General features: G+C 73.0%; 17 protein-coding genes. 13 read left to right on the forward strand and 4 right to left on the reverse strand.

The genetic code is table 11. From position 1 onward, the window contains the following. Positions 1–17: 17 nt before the first annotated feature. A complete protein-coding gene (locus V7E46_RS14835) occupies positions 18–1,304 on the reverse strand; it encodes a chloride channel protein (RefSeq protein ID WP_333768848.1) in 1,287 nt (428 codons plus the stop codon). Between the two features lie 308 nt (positions 1,305–1,612). Then, on the reverse strand, positions 1,613–2,632 hold the full coding sequence (locus V7E46_RS14840) for a LacI family DNA-binding transcriptional regulator (RefSeq protein ID WP_333768849.1): 1,020 nt from the start codon (positions 2,630–2,632) through the stop codon (positions 1,613–1,615). 142 nt (positions 2,633–2,774) lie between these two features. Between V7E46_RS14840 and V7E46_RS14845 the strand changes: the two genes are divergently transcribed. The 4 genes from V7E46_RS14845 (at position 2,775) to V7E46_RS14860 (ending at position 8,216) form a co-directional block, all read left to right on the forward strand. Then, positions 2,775–4,073: an ABC transporter substrate-binding protein gene (locus tag V7E46_RS14845; RefSeq protein ID WP_333768850.1), complete on the forward strand. Its 1,299-nt coding sequence runs from the start codon at positions 2,775–2,777 to the stop codon at positions 4,071–4,073. A gap of 14 nt (positions 4,074–4,087) precedes the next feature. Next, a complete protein-coding gene (locus V7E46_RS14850) occupies positions 4,088–5,017 on the forward strand; it encodes a carbohydrate ABC transporter permease (RefSeq protein ID WP_333768851.1) in 930 nt (309 codons plus the stop codon). Beyond that, positions 5,017–5,835, forward strand: coding sequence for a carbohydrate ABC transporter permease (locus tag V7E46_RS14855; RefSeq protein WP_333768852.1), 819 nt, complete (start codon positions 5,017–5,019; stop codon positions 5,833–5,835). Before V7E46_RS14850 ends, V7E46_RS14855 begins: the two co-directional genes overlap by 1 nt. 95 nt (positions 5,836–5,930) lie before the next feature. After that, positions 5,931–8,216, forward strand: a complete 2,286-nt coding sequence (locus V7E46_RS14860) for a beta-glucosidase (protein ID WP_333768861.1) — start codon at positions 5,931–5,933, stop codon at positions 8,214–8,216. 84 nt (positions 8,217–8,300) lie between these two features. Here V7E46_RS14860 and V7E46_RS14865 read toward each other — a convergent pair whose 3' ends face one another. Then, the gene (locus tag V7E46_RS14865) at positions 8,301–10,166 is read right to left on the reverse strand and encodes an FAD-dependent oxidoreductase (protein WP_333768853.1); all 1,866 of its coding nucleotides are present in this window, start codon (positions 10,164–10,166) and stop codon (positions 8,301–8,303) included. Between the two features lie 348 nt (positions 10,167–10,514). On the opposite strand from V7E46_RS14865, the gene V7E46_RS14870 reads away from it, so the two are divergent. From V7E46_RS14870 to V7E46_RS14910, 9 genes are all read left to right on the forward strand, one after another. Continuing rightward, on the forward strand, positions 10,515–11,642 hold the full coding sequence (locus V7E46_RS14870) for a SchA/CurD-like domain-containing protein (RefSeq protein ID WP_333768854.1): 1,128 nt from the start codon (positions 10,515–10,517) through the stop codon (positions 11,640–11,642). Between the two features lie 79 nt (positions 11,643–11,721). Then, positions 11,722–12,183: a cupin domain-containing protein gene (locus V7E46_RS14875; RefSeq protein ID WP_329181505.1), complete on the forward strand. Its 462-nt coding sequence runs from the start codon at positions 11,722–11,724 to the stop codon at positions 12,181–12,183. Beyond that, positions 12,180–13,445: a beta-ketoacyl-[acyl-carrier-protein] synthase family protein gene (locus V7E46_RS14880; protein WP_333768855.1), complete on the forward strand. Its 1,266-nt coding sequence runs from the start codon at positions 12,180–12,182 to the stop codon at positions 13,443–13,445. Before V7E46_RS14875 ends, V7E46_RS14880 begins: the two co-directional genes overlap by 4 nt. Next, on the forward strand, positions 13,442–14,701 hold the full coding sequence (locus tag V7E46_RS14885; protein ID WP_333768856.1) for a beta-ketoacyl synthase N-terminal-like domain-containing protein: 1,260 nt from the start codon (positions 13,442–13,444) through the stop codon (positions 14,699–14,701). The genes V7E46_RS14880 and V7E46_RS14885 overlap by 4 nt, the downstream gene beginning before the upstream one ends. Positions 14,702–14,757: 56 nt before the next feature. Beyond that, positions 14,758–15,015, forward strand: coding sequence for an acyl carrier protein (locus V7E46_RS14890; RefSeq protein WP_333768857.1), 258 nt, complete (start codon positions 14,758–14,760; stop codon positions 15,013–15,015). A 3-nt stretch (positions 15,016–15,018) separates the two neighbouring features. Beyond that, positions 15,019–15,489, forward strand: coding sequence for an SRPBCC family protein (locus V7E46_RS14895; protein ID WP_329181500.1), 471 nt, complete (start codon positions 15,019–15,021; stop codon positions 15,487–15,489). A gap of 68 nt (positions 15,490–15,557) precedes the next feature. Continuing rightward, positions 15,558–15,887: a TcmI family type II polyketide cyclase gene (locus V7E46_RS14900; RefSeq protein WP_333768858.1), complete on the forward strand. Its 330-nt coding sequence runs from the start codon at positions 15,558–15,560 to the stop codon at positions 15,885–15,887. Positions 15,888–16,066: 179 nt separating this feature from the next. After that, entirely contained in the window at positions 16,067–16,459 is a 393-nt protein-coding gene (locus V7E46_RS14905) for a hypothetical protein (RefSeq protein ID WP_333768859.1), read from the forward strand. Between the two features lie 252 nt (positions 16,460–16,711). Continuing rightward, positions 16,712–17,431, forward strand: a complete 720-nt coding sequence (locus V7E46_RS14910; RefSeq protein ID WP_443054165.1) for a class F sortase — start codon at positions 16,712–16,714, stop codon at positions 17,429–17,431. Between the two features lie 100 nt (positions 17,432–17,531). On the opposite strand, the gene V7E46_RS14915 is transcribed toward V7E46_RS14910, so the two are convergent. Then, positions 17,532–18,599, reverse strand: a complete 1,068-nt coding sequence (locus V7E46_RS14915; RefSeq protein ID WP_443054167.1) for a methyltransferase — start codon at positions 18,597–18,599, stop codon at positions 17,532–17,534. Positions 18,600–18,631: the final 32 nt, after the last annotated feature.

Here is an 18,631-nt window from a genome sequence, read left to right on the forward strand (position 1 = left end):
CGCGCTGTCGTGTCCCGTCAGGGGCGCGGCGGGGATCCGCGCGGCCGGTACGCCGGGATCGCCGGTCCCTCGGGCAGCAGTTCGGTGGTCACGAAGGCGGTGACCGTCGCGAGGGCGACAACCGGGAGGGATCCGGGGTGGCCGAGGACGAGGGCGACCAGAACCACGGTGCTGACCGGGAGGCGCATGGCCGCGCCGGTGGACGCGGCCATGCCGGCCGCCATGGCGGGGACGACCCCGAAGCCGGGGAGCGGGGCGAGCAGGACGCCGGCCGCCGCGCCGAGGAAGAGCGAGGGGAAGACCAGACCTCCGCGCAGGCTGCCGAGGCTGACGGCGTAGCCGGCGGACTTGAACGCCAGGACGGCGACGAGCGCGCCGACCGACCAGGAGTGCGGGTGCGCGGCCAGGTCCGGCAGAGTGGCCTGGCCCGACAGGGCGACGTCGGTCGGTGAGCGGCCGGTGATGGCCGCGTAGGCCGCGGCGCAGCCGCCCGCGGTCAGCGCGCAGAGCACGATGTAGCGCAGCGGGTGGGCGGCGACGAGGACGGCGGTGCGGCGGCCGGCCACCAGGACGTAGTGGATCACCACGCCGATCAGCACCGCCATCAGCACGGACCAGACCACGTCGCCGGTGTCGAGCAGCGGCGGGGCGGGCAGTCCGATGTTCAGGCTGCCGGTCTTGAGCCCGGTCCAGTGGCCGAAGCCGGTGAAGACGATGGCGCCGATGCCGCTGGACAGCAGCGCGGGCAGCATGACCGCGAAGAGCTGCGGGCCGCCGACCCCGGCGACCTCGATCAGCATGACGGCGGCGACCAGCGGATTGCCGAAGATCGCCGAGATGGCCGCGGCGGCGCCCGCCGCGCCGAGCAGGGCGTTGCTCGCCCCGGTCGCCGGGGCGCGGGCCAGGTCGCGGAAGAGCAGGGCGAGGCCGCCGCCGAGGGCGATCAGCGGGGCTTCCGGGCCGAGGATGACGCCGAAGGGCAGGCAGAGCAGCGCGGCGAGGACGACGCCGGGCAGTGCCGCCCTGGTGGCGCCGCCCGCGTGCAGCCCGGCCGCCGGGATGTGCCCGCCGCGGCCGGGGAAGCGCAGCACGACCAGGCTCGTCCCGAGGCCGGCGACCAGGGCGGCGGGCAGCGGCCACCACCAGGGCGCGTGCTGCCGGCCGAGGTGGTGCGGCCAGTCGGTCCAGATGAGGCGTTCCAGCTCGTGCAGCCCGGCCAGGAACCAGAACGCGGCCAGCGAGACGGGGATGCCGATCAGCCCGCAGAAGACCAGCGCCCGCCGGTACTCGGGCCGCCGCAGCATCTCCCGCAGGGCGTCGGCCTCCTGGGGCTGGTTGCCCGGCGGGGCGTCGGCGGGGGCCGGCGGCTGCTCGGTGATGGGACCTCTCCTGGCTCGGCCCGGCGCCGCGGTACGCCCGGACGGGCGGTACGGACTCCGGTGGCAGCGCGAGGTTAACCGGCGCGGTTCCCGCGGGCTGCCCGTGCCACGCGGCGGGGGCCGGGAAAACCACTGGGTGGGCGATCGGGCGGCGTCCCAGCAGCGGAGGCGGTCGCGGTCACGCCGGCCCTGGCGGGCACGGTCACGGCCACGGCGGCGCTGGGCAGGCAGGGTCACGGCGGCGGTGCGGTGCTCCGCCTGATCACCAGGCTGGTGGCGAGTTCCATCCGAGTGGTGGATGTCGTGGACGGCGCGGACCGCAGCCGCAGAATCATCCGGGAGGCCTCCTCGGCCATCCTGCGCAGCGGCTGGCGCACGGTGGTCAGGGCGGGGCGGGACCACTGGGCGACGGCCACGTCGTCGTAGCCGACGACCGACAGGTCGGCGGGGGTCCGCAGCCCGTGCGCACCGGCCGCCTCCAGGACGCCGATGGCCTGGAGGTCGCTGCCCGCGAAGATCGCGGTGGGGCGGTCGGGGCCGCCCAGCATCCGCATGGCCTGCTCGTAGCCGCCTTCGACGTGGAAGTCGCCGAAGGCGATCAGCCCGGGGTCGATGTCGAGGCCGGCCGTCGTCACGGCGGAGCGGAAGCCGTCGAGACGGGCCAGCGAGCACATCATGTCGTCGGGTCCGGTGATGATGCCGATCCGCCGGTGGCCCAGTTCGATCAGGTGCCGGGTCGCGGCCAGGCCGCCCGACCAGTTCGCGGAGCCGACCGAGGGGACGTCGGGTTCCGGGTCGCCGGCCGGGTCGATGATCACGAACGGGATGGACCGGGACCGCAGCTGCCGCTTGAACTCGTGCGGCAGCGCGGAGAAGACCAGGACGACGCCGAGCGGCCGGCGGCGCATCACCCCCTCGATCCACTCGGTGCCGGGCGAGTGGCGGGTGCCGCTCTCGGTGAGCACCACGCTGGCGCCGACCTCCTTGGCGACCTTCTCGACGCCCAGGATCAGCTCCATCGCCCAGATGGCGTCGAGCTCGTGGAAGACGATCTCGATCAGCGGCGCCTCGGAGGCGCCGCGCGAGGTGCGCCGGTAGCCGTGCAGCTCCAGCAGGCGTTCGACCTTCACCCGCGTCAGGGCCGAGACATCCTGACGACCATTCAATACCTTCGAAACTGTCGAGATCGACACCCCGGCAGTTTCGGCGACCTGGGCGAGCGTGACTCGACTCCCGTCCACCTCTTCATCCATAAGAGCGCAGCGTACGGCACATCTCCGCGTAACGCTTTGATAACGCGGAGCCCGAGGGTTGACCCTCTCGTGGCCGCACCTTAGCGTCACACCGCGCAGCAATTTTCGGCGACGGTGCCGAAATATTTCGAAAGGCTGGACGATGAAGAAGAGATGGCTTCCCCGTGCCGTGGCCGGCGGCGTGGTGCTCGCCCTCGGACTGACGCTGGCCGCGTGCGGCGGCGGCAGCTCAGGCGGCAGCGGCTCCGGCAGCTTCAAGGTCCTCGTGTACGGCGACGCGAGCAACAAGGTCGAAAAGCAGATCGTCGACACGTTCAACAAGACCTCGAAGGTCAAGGCGGTCCTCCAGACCATCCCTGGAGCCGACTACCAGCAGAAGCTGCAGACGATCATCACCACCAAGCAGGCACCGGATGTCTTCTTCAACTGGGGCGGCGGCAGCATCGCGCCCTTCGTCAAGGCCGGCCTCCTTCTTCCGCTGGACGACTTCATCGCGAAGGACCCCGGCCTGAAGTCAAACTTCCTGCCGTCGGTCTTCAACAGCGCCGCCGTCAACGGCAAGTCCTACGGTGTACCGATGCGCGGCACCCAGCCGGTCCTGCTGTTCAACAACAAGAAGGTGCTCGCGGACGCGGGCCTCACCGAGCCCAGGACCTGGGACGACCTGCTCAACGCGGTCAAGGTCCTCAAGGCCGGGCACATCACCCCGATCGCGCTGGGCGGCGGCGACCAGTGGCCGACGCTGATGTGGTACGAGTACATGTACGACCGCATCGCGGGCCCCGGCCTGTTCGAGAAGGCCATGGGCGGTGACAAGTCGGCCTGGGACAGCGCCGACAGCCGCAAGGCCCTGTCGATGCTCAAGGAACTCATCGACGCCGGCGCCTTCGGCAGCAACTACGACTCGGTCAAGTACACCGACGGCGGCTCGGTCGCCCTCGTGGCGCAGGGCCGGGCCGGCTTCGAGCTGATGGGCTCCTGGTACTACTCCCAGCAGCAGCAGGACAACCCCGACTTCGCCAAGTCCGGCCTCGGCTTCAGCTCCTTCCCGACCGTCACCGGCGGCAAGGGCGACCCGACCGACATCGTCGGCAACACCAACAACTTCTACTCGGTGCTGAAGAAGACCAAGTACCCGGACGCGGTCGCGCAGTTCCTGAAACTGCAGTATTCGGACGAGTTCGTGAAGGCGCAGATGGCGATCGGCAACCTGCCGACCACCACCAACACCGTGAACTTCCTGGACACGGCGGCCATCCCGGAATACTCGAAGTTCCAGTACGACCTGGTCAAGGCGGCCCCCTCGTTCCAGCTCTCGTGGGACCAGGCCTACCCGCAGACGGCCAGTGAGGCCATGCACACAGCCGTGCAGCAGTTCTTCGACGGCAAGCTCGACGCCGACGGCTTCATCAAGGCCATGCAGGCCCTGCCCACGTCCTGAACCGGGATTCCGACATGACCACCTCTGCCGCACCCCGGGTGGAAAGGCGCCGGCCGGTACGCCGGTCCGGCGCCGCCGTGGCCCGCCCAGGCTTCGCCTGGGCGGTGCCCGCCACCTTGTTCTTCCTTCTCTTCGCCGTCGTTCCGCTGATCCTGGTGGCGGTCCTGTCCTTCACGAGCTGGGACGGCCTGGGCTCGCCCGAGTTCGCCGGTCTCGACAACTGGAGGGAGCTGGTCCATGACCACACCATGATCCAGAGCCTGTGGCTCAGCGTGCTGATCACGGTGCTCGGCGTCGTCGTGCAGACCCCGCTGAGCATCCTGCTCGGCGTGTGGGCGGCGGGGCGCCAGCGCAACCGGGCGATCCTGTCCGCGGTCTACTTCGTCCCGCTGCTGCTGTCGGCGACCGCGGTGTCCATCCTGTGGCGGGCGCTGCTCGACCCGAACTTCGGTGTGCCCTCGCAGGCCAAGTGGCTCTTCGGGGACGGCAACCTGTTCGGCCACCAGGCCAGCGCCATCGGGGTGCTGGTCTTCGTGGGCGCCTGGCAGTACACGCCCTTCCACACCCTGATCTACCAGGGCGCGGCCCGGTCCATCCCGCAGGTGCTCTACCAGGCCGCGGAGATCGACGGGGCGGGCATGGTACGGCAGTTCTTCCACATCACGCTGCCGCAGCTGCGCAACACGATGATCACGTCGATGATCCTCATGGTCGTCGGCGGCCTGACCACCTTCGACACCGTGCTGATCCTGACCCAGGGCGGCCCGGGCACCGACACCACGATCAGCGCCTACTACATGTACCAGAAGGCGTTCAAGAGCTTCGACTTCGGCGGCGGCTCGGCCATCGCCCTGGTGCTGGTGCTCATCGCCACGGTCATCTCGCTCGTCGTCGTCAAGGTCTCCGGCTACGACAAGATGCGCAGCACGACGGAAGGCCTGTGATGAAGCGCCGTCCCAACTACCTCGCGGGCCTCGGCTCGGTGGTCTGGCTGTTCCTCATCGGCCTGCCGCTGTACGTGATGCTGGCGGCGACCCTCCAGGACCGCTCCGACTACTCCTCGAACGGCCCGCTGGCCTTTCCTGAGCACGTCACGCTGCACAACTACACCCGGGACTTCTCGAACGGCTTCGGCCACTTCTTCCTGAACACCCTGCTGGTCACGCTGGCGGTGGTGGCGATCGTGCTGCTGGTGGTGCCGCCGCTGTCGTACGCGATCGTACGCAGCCAGGGCCGGGTCACCACCGGAGTCTTCCGGCTGTTCCTGCTGGGCCTGGCGATTCCCGCGCAGGCGGTCATCGTGCCGATGTTCTACGTCATCAGCAAGGCGGGCCTGTACGACCACCTGATCGGCGTCATCCTGCCGACGGCGGCCTTCTCGATGCCGGTGTGCGCGCTGATCCTCACCGGGGTGATGCGCGACATCACCCCCGACCTCTACGAGGCCATGGCGATGGACGGCGCCTCGCCGTGGCGGGTGTTCTTCCAGCTGGTGGTGCCGCTGTCCAAGGGCGGGCTGTCCACGATCATGGTCTTCTCCGCGCTCCAGGCGTGGAACGGCTTCCTCTTCCCGCTGGTGCTGACCCAGTCCGACTCGTCCAAGGTCGTCACCCTGGGCCTGTTCAACTTCCAGACCGAGCACGGCGTCGACATCCCCGGCCTGCTGGCCGCGGTCGTGCTGTCGATGCTGCCCATCTTCATCGTCTACCTGTTCGCCCGCCGTGCCCTGGTCCAGGGACTCATGGGCGTCGGAGGAAAGTGACCGGCACCGTGGCCGAAGAGAAGAAGTCCGCTGCCCCCCCGTGGAGGAACACCTCCCTCGCCCCGGAAGACCGGGCCGACGCGCTGATCGCCGCGATGACCCTGCCGGAAAAGGTCGCGCAGCTGTTCGGCATCTGGGTGGGTGCGTCCGACGAGGGCGGCGAGGTCGCCCCCTACCAGCACGAGATGGAGGAACCGGTCACCCTTGACAGCCTGCTGCCGCAGGGCCTCGGCCAGCTGACCAGGTCGTACGGCACCGCGCCCGTCGATCCGGCGCTCGGCGCGCTGTCCCTGCTGCGTACCCAGCGGCGCATCGCCGCGGCGAACCGTTTCGGCATACCCGCCGTCGCGCACGAGGAGTGCCTGGCCGGTTTCGCCACCTGGGGCGCCACCGCCTACCCCGTACCGCTGTCGTGGGGCGCCGCCTTCGACCCGGACCTGGTCCGCACCATGGCGGCCGCGATCGGCCGCGACATGCGCGCGGTCGGTGTGCACCAGGGCCTGGCCCCGGTGCTCGACGTGGTGCGCGACGCCCGCTGGGGACGGGTCGAGGAGACCATCGGCGAGGACCCGTACCTCGTCGGCACGATCGGCACCGCCTACGTCCAGGGGCTGGAGTCCGCCGGGATCGTGGCGACGCTCAAGCACTTCGTGGGCTACTCCGCCTCCCGCGCCGGCCGCAACCTCGCGCCGGTCGGCATGGGCGGCAGGGAACGCGCCGACGTGATGCTGGCGCCGTTCGAGATGGCGATCCGCGAGAGCGGCGTCCGCTCGGTCATGCACGCCTACACCGACACCGACGGCATTCCGTCGGCGGCGGACGGGGAACTGCTGACCGGGCTGCTGCGGGACACCTGGGGCTTCACCGGGACGGTCGTCGCCGACTACTTCGGCGTCGCCTTCCTCAAGACCCTGCACGGGGTGGCCGGCACCCTCGGCGAGGCGGCGGGCGCAGCGCTCGCCGCCGGCGTCGACATCGAGCTGCCCACCGTCAAGGCCTTCGGTGAACCGCTGCTCAAGGCCCTGGCCGACGGGCAGGTCCCCGAGGCGCACGTGGACCGCGCGCTGCGCCGGGTGCTGATCCAGAAGGTGCAGCTCGGGCTGCTCGACCCGGACTGGGACCCGGTGCCCGAGGCGCTGGCCGGGGCCGACCTCGACGACCTCGCGGCGCTGCGCGGCTCGGTGGACTTCGACCCGGCCGGGAACCGGGCCGTCGCCCGGCGGATCGCCGAGCAGAGCGTCGTGCTGCTGCGCAACGACGGCACCCTGCCGCTGGCGCACCCGGCCAGGATCGCGGTCATCGGCCCCAATGCCGAGGTGCCCACCGCGGTACTCGGCTGCTACTCCTTCCCCGTGCACGTCGGCAGCCAGCATCCGCGGATGCCGCTCGGCGTCGAACTGCCGACCCTGCGCGAGGCGCTGGCCGCCGAATTCCCCGGCAGCGAGATCGTCACGGCGGCCGGCGCCGACATCGACACCGACGACACCGGCGGCTTCGCCGAGGCCGTGCAGCTGGCAGCCGGTGCGGACATCGTTGTCCTCGCCCTCGGTGACCGGGCCGGGCTCTTCGGCCGCGGCACCAGCGGCGAGGGCTGCGACGCGGAGTCGCTGGCACTGCCCGGCGTCCAGCAGCAGCTGCTCGACACGCTGCTCGACACCGGCACCCCACTGGTCGTCACCCTGCTCGCCGGACGGCCGTACGTGCTCGGCCGCGCGGTGGACGAGGCCGCGGCGATCGTGCAGACGTTCTTCCCCGGCGAGGAGGGCACCGGCGCCCTCGCCGGTGTGCTGTCGGGCCGGGTCGAACCGTCGGGGCGGCTGCCGGTCAGCATCCCGCAGCGGGCCGGCACCCAGCCGTCCACGTATCTGGCGGCCAAGCTCGGCCAGGCCGGCGAGTCGTCCAGCATCGACCCGACGCCGGCGTTCGGTTTCGGGCACGGCCTGACGTACACCGCCTTCCAGTGGACGGACCTGGACGTGCCGGACCTCCAGGCGGGCACGGACGGCGAGATACGTCTGGCGTTCACCGTCCGCAACACCGGTGAGCGGGAGGGCACCGAGCTGGTGCAGCTGTATCTTCACGACCCGGTCGCCTCGGTGGTGCAGCCGGTGCAGCGGCTCATCGGCTACCGGCGGGTGCGCCTGGCGCCCGGGCGGTCCGCCCGGGTCGAGGTCACCGTGCCCGCCGACCTGGCGTCCTTCACCGGCCGGGCCGGCCGGCGCGTCGTGGAGCCCGGCGAGCTGGAGCTGAGGCTCGGCGCGTCGTCCACGGACCTGCGGCTGACCGTCATCGCCACCCTGACCGGCCAGGTGCGGGAGCTGGACCACACGCGCCGGCTGCACGCGACGTTCAGCGTCGACGAGCCGCTGCCGGGAGCGTGACCGGGGCGCCCGGCCCCGGGCGAAGCGGCGGGGGCGGCCGGTGAAACCACCGGCGGCCCCCGCCGCTTTCCGCGCCGCCGCGCGTCAGGCCAGGCTGAGCACCTGGCGCAGGACGCCGGTCAGTTCCGCCTCGGGGTCGGCGCTGCCGCCGGTGGAGCGCCAGGCCACGAAGCCGTCGGGGCGTACGAGCAGCGCGCCGTCCTCGCCGGTGCCGTGGGCCGCGGCCCAGTCCGCGCCGGGCTCGGTCACCAGGTCGGCGTCGGGACCCGCGCCGACCCGGTAGCGGTCGAGCGGCACCCCGAGCTTTTCCGCGGCGCGGGCGGCGGCGGTGTGCCAGGCCCGGCCCCCGGCGCCCTCGGCCCCGGTGAGCAGTACCGGCACCCGCTCGTACAGGTCGAGCGTGGAGAGCCGTTCGCCACCACGGGTCACCCACAGGTGCGGCGCCCGGGTGCCGGGCTCCCCCAGCCACAACCGCGGCCCGGCGCCACCGGCCCCGGCGGGCCTGCCGCCGCCGGGTGCCTTGGCGTCAGCCGCGCCCGGCCTGCCCGAGCCGGGCGCCTGCGTTTCGGACGCGCTGCCTCCCGGCGCCGGGCGGGCGGCCTCGTGCGGGACCGCTGGGCCGCCAGGGGGCTGTTCGCCCGGGGTGCCGGGGACGACAGGGCCGCCGGTGCCGCCCGGGCCCGCGGGGAGCGGGGGCGGCCCCTCGGGGACGACCGGGCGGTGGGGGTCGACGCCGACGACCGCGCCGGCCGGGTAGCGGTAGCCGAGGGCGACGGTGAGCACGCCGCTCTGGCGGTTGCCGCCGGTCGGGGCGGCGTCGTAGCCGGGGTGGCTGTGTTCCGCCGACCGCTCGGAGGCGCGGGCGCCGGTGGCGACGGCGACCGGCCGCCGCTCGGCGCCGTAGGTCTCCAGCAGGCCGGGTCCCGCCCAGCCGCCGAGCACCGCGGCGAGCTTCCAGGCCAGGTTGTGCCCGTCCTGGATGCCGGTGTTGGAGCCGAAGGCCCCGGTCGGCGACATCTCGTGGGCGGCGTCGCCGGCCAGCAGCACCCGGCCGTCCGAGTAGCGTTCCGCCACCCGCTCGGCAGCGTGCCAGGGGGCCTTCCCGGTGATCTCGACCTCCAGGCCCGCCACGCCGACGGCGGTGCGGATGTGCGCGGCGCACCGCTCGTCGGTGAACGCTTCGAGGGGTTCGCCGCGTTCGGGGTGCCAGGGCAGGTGGAAGACCCATTCGGCCTCGTTGTCGACCGGCAGCAGCGCCCCGTCGGCGTCCGGGTTGGTCAGGTAGCAGGCGATGAAGTGGCGGTCGCCGACGACCTCGGCGAGCCGCTTGGCGCGGAAGGTGACGCTGACGTTGTGGAACAGCTCGCCCGCGCCGGTCTGACCGATGCCCAGCGCGGTGCGCACCGGGCTGCGCGGCCCGTCGGCCGCCACCAGGTAGTCGGCCCGTACGGTGCGGGTCTCGCCGGTCCCGCGGTGCAGGACCCGCGCGGTCACCCCGTCCGCGTCCTGCTCGAAGGAGCGCAGCTCGGCGCCGAAGCAGATGTCGCCGCCGAGCGCGCGGGCCTCATCGAGCAGCACCGGCTCCAGGTCGTTCTGGCTGCACAGGCACCAGCCCGACGGGCTGAACCTGGCCAGGCCGCCGCCGGGGTCGATCTCCCGGAACAGCCACTGCTGGTTGTCACCGGTCAGTGATTCGGCCTGCAGGATGCCGTGGTTGCGGGCCAGTACGGACGCGGCCCGGCGGATCGCCGGCTCGACGCCTGCGGTCCTGAACAGCTCCATCGTGCGCACGTTGTTGCCGCGGCCGCGCGGGTGGTGCGAGGTGGCGGCGTGCTTCTCCACCAGCAGGTGCTCCACGCCGAGCCGGCCGAGGAAGAGGGAGGTCGACAGCCCCACCAGGGACCCGCCGGTGATGAGGACCGGTACGCGTTCGTCGGACGTCGGTTGCATCTGTTGCTCCAGCCTGTACGGGCACGCGGGGCACGGCGGCGGTCGGCCGCCGGTGCGGCTGGGGCCTGCCGTCGGGTGCGGCACGGCCCACGGGCCCGGCACACCGTCGTCCGGTCCCGCTCTCTCCTTGCCCGGTCGGCGCCGCGAGGCCGTGTCCTGGCGGCGCATTCGCCCGCATGGACCGCAGATCTCGCGACGTTCACGTGTTCGCAGCACGATCGGAGCCAGGGCCGTGGGAGACGCACACGGGTGCGGATCGGGCGTCCTCCGCGTTCCACGGCCGCGAGCAGCGCACGGACCGATCGCAGATCGCAGATCGCAGATCAGCAGTCGAAGGAGAAGTGGAAGATGACGACCCTGTCCGAACAGCCGGGTATCGCGGGCACGGCGGCAGGCGCACAGGACACCGAGGCCGCGCGGCTTCGTGTGGTGCTGCTGCTGGACGTCCGGAAGGGCGCGCAGGAGCGCTTCCTCGACGCGTACGAACTGCTGCGCAACCAGGTCGCCTCGGTGCCCGGGCATGTCAGCGACCAGCTGTGCCAGTCCATCGAGGACCCCTCGCAGTGGCTGATCACCAGCGAGTGGGAGGGCCCGGACCCGTTCCTGTCCTGGGTGGACAGCCCGGAGCACCGCGAGATGGTCAAGCCGATGCACTCGTGCGTCAACGACACGCGCTCGCTGCGGTACGACATCCTGCGCGAGACGTCGGTGGCCGGGCACGCCGGGCGGCGTTCGCCGCGGCCCGAGCGGGCGGGCGACGGGCGGATCCGGCACGCGATCACCTTCACGGTGAAGCCGGGCAGCGAGGACCGCGTCGCCCGGCTGCTCGCCGACTACGCATCGCCGTCGGCCCGGGTCGACTCGGCCACCCGGCTGTGCAGGACGTCGCTGTTCATGCACGGCAACCGGGTGGTCCGCGCGGTCGAGGTCAGCGGCAACCTGCCCGCGGCGCTGCGCCATGTGGCGCAGCAGCCCGAGGTGCGGGCGGTCGAGGAGGCCATCAACCCGTACCTGGAGGAGAAGCGCGACCTGAACGACCCGCAGGCGGCCAGGGGGTTCTTCACCAGGGCCGGGCTGCCTGCGGTGCACGAGGCGGTGGCGGGCGTCGACCGCCCGGGCCCGGTACGGCGGTACGCGCTGAACTATCCGGTACGCGGCGGCAGCGGCACCGCGGCGGCCCGTGTGCTGGCCAGGTCCGACGAGCTGGCCGCGGCCGACCCGACCGGCCCGCTGGTGCGCAGCACGATCTTCCAGCGCGACGACATCGTCGTACGGGTGATCGACCTGGCCGCCGCCGATGACGAGGACCTGGCGCTGACCACCGGCACCGCCGACCGCGACCTGGCCGCGGAGCTGGGCCGGCTGCTCGACCTGCCCGGCGCCGTCCTGGACCTCGGCGACGACCGGGGCCGCGGGGAACTGCTCGCGCACCTGGCGATGACCCTGGTCACCGACCGCCACGCACAGGACTCGTGACCACCGTTCCGCTCGTCCGCACGCGCGGGCCGGCCGCAGGTCCCCCGCGGCCGTGTGACTTCACCTGGAGGCACCCGTCATGACCGCTCAGCCCCCTCGGATCGTGCACGTCGATGAGATCGAGCCCAACCGGCGCCGCGGCGGTGATCTGCGCGCGATGCTCACCCCGACCCTCAGCGGGTCGACCAGCGGTTTCATGGGCGTGGCGATCGTGCAGCGCGGCGACCGCATCGCCGAGCACTACCACCCCTATTCGGAGGAGTTCGTCTTCGTCGTCAACGGCGAACTCGAAGTCGACCTCGACGGCACGCCGTACGCGCTGAGCGCCGACCACGGGCTGCTGATCCCCAAGGACGTACGGCACCGCTTCCGCAACGTGGGCGACACCGAGGCGCGGATGGTCTTCCACCTCGGACCGCTCGCGCCGCGCCCGGAACTCGGCCATGTCGACACCGAGGACGCGGCGGGCAACCCGCTGGCCGCGGCGGGTGTCCGGCCGAGCGCGGGACGGCCGCCGGAAGCGGCGGGAGCGGTCTCATGACCAGGCGGGTGGCGGTGACCGGGATCGGCGTCGTCGCCCCCGGCGGAGTGGGCGTGCCCGCGTTCTGGGACCTGCTCACCTCCGGGCGGACGGCGACCCGGGGCATCACCCGGTTCGACGCCTCCGCCTTCCGGTCCCGAATAGCCGCCGAGTGCGACTTCGACCCGGCCGCCTGCGGCCTGGACCGCGGGCAGCTGGCCCGTGCCGACCGCTACGTGCAGTTCGCGATGGCGGCGGCCGACGAGGCGCTGCACGACGCGGGGCTGGACCCGCGGGCCGAGGACCCCTGGCGGATCGGGGTCTCGCTGGGTACCGCGGTCGGCGGCACCACCCGGCTGGAGCAGGACTACGCGCTGGTCAGCGCAGGCGGCGACCGCTGGGACGTCGACCACCGGCCGGCCGCGCCGCATCTGCACCGGGCGTTCACGCCCAGCGCGCTGTCCGCGGAGGTCGCCGAGCAGGTCGGCGCGCACGGCCCGGTCCAGACGGTCTCCACCGGCTGCACCTCCGGGCTCGACGCGGTCGGCTACGCCTTCCAGGGCATCGAGGAGGGCCGCGCGGACATCTGCATAGCCGGGGCGTCGGACTCGCCGATCTCGCCGATCACGGTGGCCTGCTTCGACGCGATCAAGGCGACCTCGCCGAACAACGACGACCCTGAGCACGCCTCCCGCCCCTTCGACGCCGACCGGGACGGCTTCGTCCTCGGCGAGGGCGGCGCGGTGCTGATCCTGGAGGAGCTGGAGCACGCCAGGGCCCGCGGCGCCCGGGTCTACTGCGAGATCAAGGGCTACGCCTCGTTCGGCAACGCCCACCACATGACCGGGCTGACCCGCGAGGGCCTGGAGATGTCGCGGGCCATCGACCGCGCGCTGGCGCACGGCAGGATCGACCGCACCGCGGTGGACTACGTCAACGCGCACGGTTCCGGCACCAAGCAGAACGACCGGCACGAGACCGCGGCCGTCAAGCGGTCGCTGGGCGAGCACGCCCGCAGGACCCCGATGAGTTCGATCAAGTCCATGGTCGGGCACTCCCTCGGTGCGATCGGCGCCATCGAACTGGCCGCCTGCGCACTGGCGATGGAGCACGGCGTGGTGCCGCCCACCGCCAACTACGAGACACCCGACCCCGAGTGCGACCTCGACTACGTGCCGAGGACCGCGCGCGAGCTGCCGCTGCGGACCGTGCTGTCCGTCGGCAGCGGCTTCGGCGGCTTCCAGTCCGCCGTGGTCCTCAACCGGGAGGAGGCGAGCCGATGACCGCGAAGGCGAACAGGCCGCAGGCGCGGCGCCGTACGGTGATCACCGGGATGGGGGTGATCGCGCCCACCGGGATCGGCGCGGACGCGTACTGGAAGGCGGCCAAGGAGGGCGCGAGCGCGCTCGGCCCGGTCACCCGGGACGGCTGCGGCGGCCTGCCGCTGGCCGTCGCGGGCGAGGTGCACGGCTTCGACCCGGCGGCGGTGGTCGAGGAGCGCTTCCTCGTGCAGACCGACCGGTTCAGCCACTTCGCGATGGCCGCCGCCGACATGGCCCTGAGCGACGCGGCCCTGGACGCCGCGGGCGCGGGCGAGTTCGGCATCGGCGTGGTGACCGCGGCCGGTTCCGGCGGCGGCGAGTTCGGCCAGCGCGAGCTGCAGCAGCTGTGGGGCCGCGGGCCGCGGTTCGTCGGCCCCTACCAGTCCATCGCCTGGTTCTACGCGGCCAGCACCGGCCAGATATCCATCCGCGGCGGCTTCAAGGGCCCCTGCGGGGTGGTCGCGGGCGACGAGGCCGGCGGGCTCGACGCCTTCGCGCACGCGGCCCGCAGCGTCCGCGGCGGCACCGACGCCATGGTGGTGGGCGCCACGGAGGCGCCGCTCGCGCCGTACTCGATCGTGTGCCAGCTGGGCTATCCCGAGCTGAGCACGGTCCGCGACCCGCAGCGCGCGTATCTGCCGTTCACCGACGAGGCCTGCGGTTTCGTGCCTGCGGAGGGCGGCGCGATGTTCGTGGCCGAGGAGGAGACGGCGGCCCGCGAGCGCGGGGTCACCGCCCGGGCGGTGATCGCCGGGCATGCCGCGACCTTCACCGGCTCGGCGGACTGGGCGGCCTCCAGGGAAGGCCTGGCGCGCGCGATCCGCGGCGCGCTGGACGAGGCCGGTGTCGCGCCCGAGGAGATCGACGTGGTCTTCGCCGACGCGCTCGGTGTGCCCGCGGCGGACCACGCCGAGGCGCTGGCGCTCGCCGACGCGCTCGGCCGGCACGCGGCCCGGGTGCCGGTCACCGCCCCCAAGACCGGTACCGGGCGCGCCTATTGCGGCGCCTCGGCACTGGACACGGCCTGCGCGGTGCTGGCCATGGAACACGGCGCCGTGCCGCCCACCCCGAACGTCACGGACGTCAGCCACGGCCTCGACCTGGTCACCGGCCACGCCAGGCCGGCCGATCTGCGCACCGCCCTGGTCCTCAGCCGCGGGCTGCTCGGCTCGAACTCGGCACTGGTGCTGCGGCACGGCGCCGACGCCCGTCCCTGACCCCCCGACCGCACGTCCCGCCTCCGCCCCACTCCCCCGCTCGTAAGGAGCCGTTTATGCACACCCAACTCACCTACGCGGAACTGGCCTCGCTGATGGAGCGCAGGGCCGGCGTCATCGTCGGCCCCGCGGACCTGGAGCTCCAGTCCGACACGCCGTTCGCCGACTTCGGCCTCGACTCGCTGGGCCTGCTCGGCATCGTCGGCGCGCTGGAGAACGAGCACGGTGCCACCATCCCCGCCGACGCCGACGCCTGCCGGACCCCCCGGGAGCTGCTCGACGTCGTCAACGACGTACTGAGGGCGAGGGCTTGAGCCATGGCCGCGCACACCGAGAACGAGATCACCGTCAACGCCCCGCTCGACCTCGTCTGGGACATGACGAACGACCTGGAGCACTGGCCGCAGCTGTTCAGCGAGTACGCGTCGGTGGAGATCCTGGAGCGCCAGGGCCGCAAGACCACCTTCCGGCTGACGATGCACCCGGACGAGAACGGCACCGTGTGGAGCTGGGTGTCCGAGCGGGAGCCGGTCCCCGAGACCCGTACGGTCACCGCCCGCCGGGTGGAGACCGGCCCGTTCGACTTCATGGAGATCTTCTGGAGCTACCAGGAGGTCCCCGGCGGCACCCGGATGCGCTGGGTGCAGGACTTCGCGATGAAGCCGGAGGCCCCGGTGGACGACGCCGGGATGACCGCCCGGATCAACGCGAACTCCGCCGTCCAGCTGGAACTGATCAAGGACAAGGTCGAGCAGCGCGCCCGCGAACAGGTCGCCGTCCCCAACTGACGCCGCGCCCGGGCGGACGGCCCCGCCCGCCCGGGCCCGCCCCGTAGAGAGCAGGAAAGGACGTGCCCATGCACCGCGCTCTGATCGTCGCCCGAATGGCGCCCGGCTCGGCGGACGACATCGCCGAGGTCTTCACCGACTCCGACCGCGGCGAACTGCCGCGGCTGATCGGGGTGAGCAGCCGCAGCCTGTTCCAGTTCGGCGACCTCTACTTCCATCTGGTCGAGGCCGACAACCCGCCGGAGCCGAGGGTGGCCGACCACACCGGGCACCCGGAGTTCAAGAGCATCAGCGAGCGGCTGTCGCCGCACATCAGTGCCTACGACCCGGCCACCTGGCGGTCCCCGCAGGACGCCATGGCGAGGGAGTTCTACCGCTGGGACCGTGCCCGCAGTTGACCGGCTCCGCCTCCCCCGTGCGGCGGTGCACGCCACCCGGAGGGCGCAAGGGGCAACCCTTGCGGCCCTCTCCGGTGGCGCGCCGCCCGTGTGTGACCGACGGTGAAAACGTCGCTACTGCGCAACCTCGGCCGGCGGCCTGTCAGCCGACGCATGCGCGACGGAAGGAAACCCTCACCATGCGCACTGCCCGCACCCTCTTCGCCGGAGCCGCTCTCTCCGCGCTCCTCGCCATCGCCGCCCCGGCCGCCCACGCGACGGGTGCCGTCAACGCGTACGACCCGGGCAACCAGGGCTCGTCGCACTCCTCCGACCGCTCGCCCGCCGGCGGCAACGAGAACGGTCCCGCCTCCCACGACAGCTCCGCCCCGGACGACGCCACCGCCCAGCAGGGCGGCGAGGGTTCGTGGCACGGCAAGGAGCCGCACGGCGGCGTGCACACCGGCGGTGGCGGCATGGCGCTGTCCGGCGGCGGCATGGCTGCCGGCTCTGTCCTGCTGCTCGGCGGCCTCGGCGCCGGTGCGGTCGCGCTGCGCCGCCGCCGTACGCCGGCCGGCGGCCTCGCGCTCTGACACCGACCCGCTCGGTGAACGGCTGAGAGCCGGCTGAGTCGTCCTCCCCGCTGTCTCCTGCCGTGGGGGGGGGGGGGGGGGGGGGGGGGGGGGGGGGGGGGGGGGGGGGGGGGNCCCCCCCCCCCCCCCCCCCCCCCCCCCCCCCCCCCCCCCCCCCCCCCCCCCCCCCCCCCCCCCCCCCCCCCCCCCCCCCCCCAATTCGGCCCTCGCGCCGCCCCGCACTGTCCGCGAGCCGAGGAAAGGCATCGCCCCATGTCCCAGCATTACCCGCCGCCTCCCCCGGACGCGCCGGACGCCGCGCCCGGCCCGCGCTCCCGCGTGCTGCGCTGGGCGGTCGCGTCCGCGGCCCTCGGCGCCCTGATGATCTACAACTCGGTCGACTCCTCGGGCACGGCCCTGCCCGGTCCGCCGCCTTCCGCGGCGGCCCCGCCCAGCGCCGCGGCCCCGACCCTCCCGGCCGCCGGCGCCCCGGCGCCGCTGCCGACGGTCACCACCGTGCCGGGCCTGCCGCCCGCCGACCCCACCCGGCTGACCATCAAGACCCTCGCGGTGGACGCGCCCTTCACCCCGTTGCACCTGGACGCCACGGGCAAGCTCAACGCGCCGCCCGCGGGGGACACCAACCTCGTCGGCTGGTACGCCGAGGGTCCGACGCCCGGCGAGCGCGGCCCGGCGATCGTGGCCGGCCACGTCGACACCAAGACGGGACCCGCCGTCTTCCTGCTGCTGCGGCTGCTCAAGCCGGGCGCGACCGCGGACATCACCCGGGCGGACGGCACGGTGGCGACCTTCACCGTCGACTCGGTGGAGATGTTCTCCAAGGACGACTTCCCCGATCAGCAGGTCTACGGTGCCACGCCCGACCCGCAGCTGCGGATCATCACCTGCGGCGGCAGTTACGACCGCTCCAAGCGCGACTACACCGACAACGTCGTGGTCTTCGCCCATCTGACGTCCTTCCGGGGCGCCTGACGGCGTGACGGACGGCGTGACGGACGCTCCGCACGGCAGCGGCGGCCGGCCCGGATGACCGGGCCGGCCGCCGTTGCCGTGTGTGCCGCGGGTGCGGGGGTCAGACGCCGCGGACCGTGCTGTCGAAGGCGTGCAGATACGGGTTGACCGGGCGCACCTCGCCGACCGCGAGGCCGGCCTCGGTCATCCGGGTGACCAGGCTCTCCCTGGTGTGCTTCTGCCCGCCGACGTTGAGCAGCAGCAGCAGGTCCATGGCGGTGGTGAACCGCATGGACACGCTGTCGTCCACCAGGTTCTCGACCACCAGCACCCTGGCGCCGGTGCGCGCGGCGGTGACGACGTTGCGCAGCGTCCTGCGGGTGCTGTCGTCGTCCCATTCGAGGATGTTCTTGATGATGTAGAGGTCCGCGTCGACCGGGACCGCCCGGCGGCAGTCGCCCGGCAGCAGGGTGGCGCGGTCGGCCAGCGCACCGCCCTCGCGCAGCCGGGGGTCGGCGTTCGCGATGACCTTGGGCAGGTCGAGCAGGGTGCCGTGCAGCGCCGGGTGCTTCTCCAGCAGGCCGGCCAGCACGTGGCCCTGGCCGCCGCCGATGTCGGCGACGGTGACGACCCCGGTCAGGTCGAGGCTGTCGACCACGTCCTGGGCGGACTGCATGCTGGAGCGCGTCATCGCCTTGTCGAAGACCGCGGCCGATTCGGGGGCGTCGTCGTGCAGGTAGTCGAAGAAGCGCTTGCCGTACAGCTCGCCGAAGACGTCCTGGCCGGTGCGCACAGCGTCGTCCAGGCGCGGCCAGGCCTCCCAGGTCCATGGTTCCGTGCACCACAGGGCGATGTTGCGCAGCGAGCCGGGGTCGTCCTCGCGCAGCATCCGGGACATGCCGGTGTGCACGAAGCGGCCGTCGGCCTGCTCGGCGAAGACGCCGTAGCTGGTCAGCGCGCGCAGCAGCCGGTTCAGCGGCCGGGACTCGGTCCGCACCGCCGCGGCCAGCTCCTCCGCGGTGGCCGGCTCGTCGCCGAGCGCGTCGGCGACGCCGAGCCGGGCCGCGGCGCGGATCGCGGCGGCGCAGGCGGCGCCGAACACCAGCTCGCGCAGCCGCATGGCCGACTGGTCGGGGGCGTGCCGTGTCGGCGCGGGGGTGGCCGGGGGCACCGCGGCCGGTTGGGTCATGGTCATGGTCGGCCCTTCTGGTCGTGCCGGGT

The organism is Streptomyces sp. IBSBF 2435, from assembly GCF_036815005.1.
Lineage (GTDB): Bacteria > Actinomycetota > Actinomycetes > Streptomycetales > Streptomycetaceae > Actinacidiphila.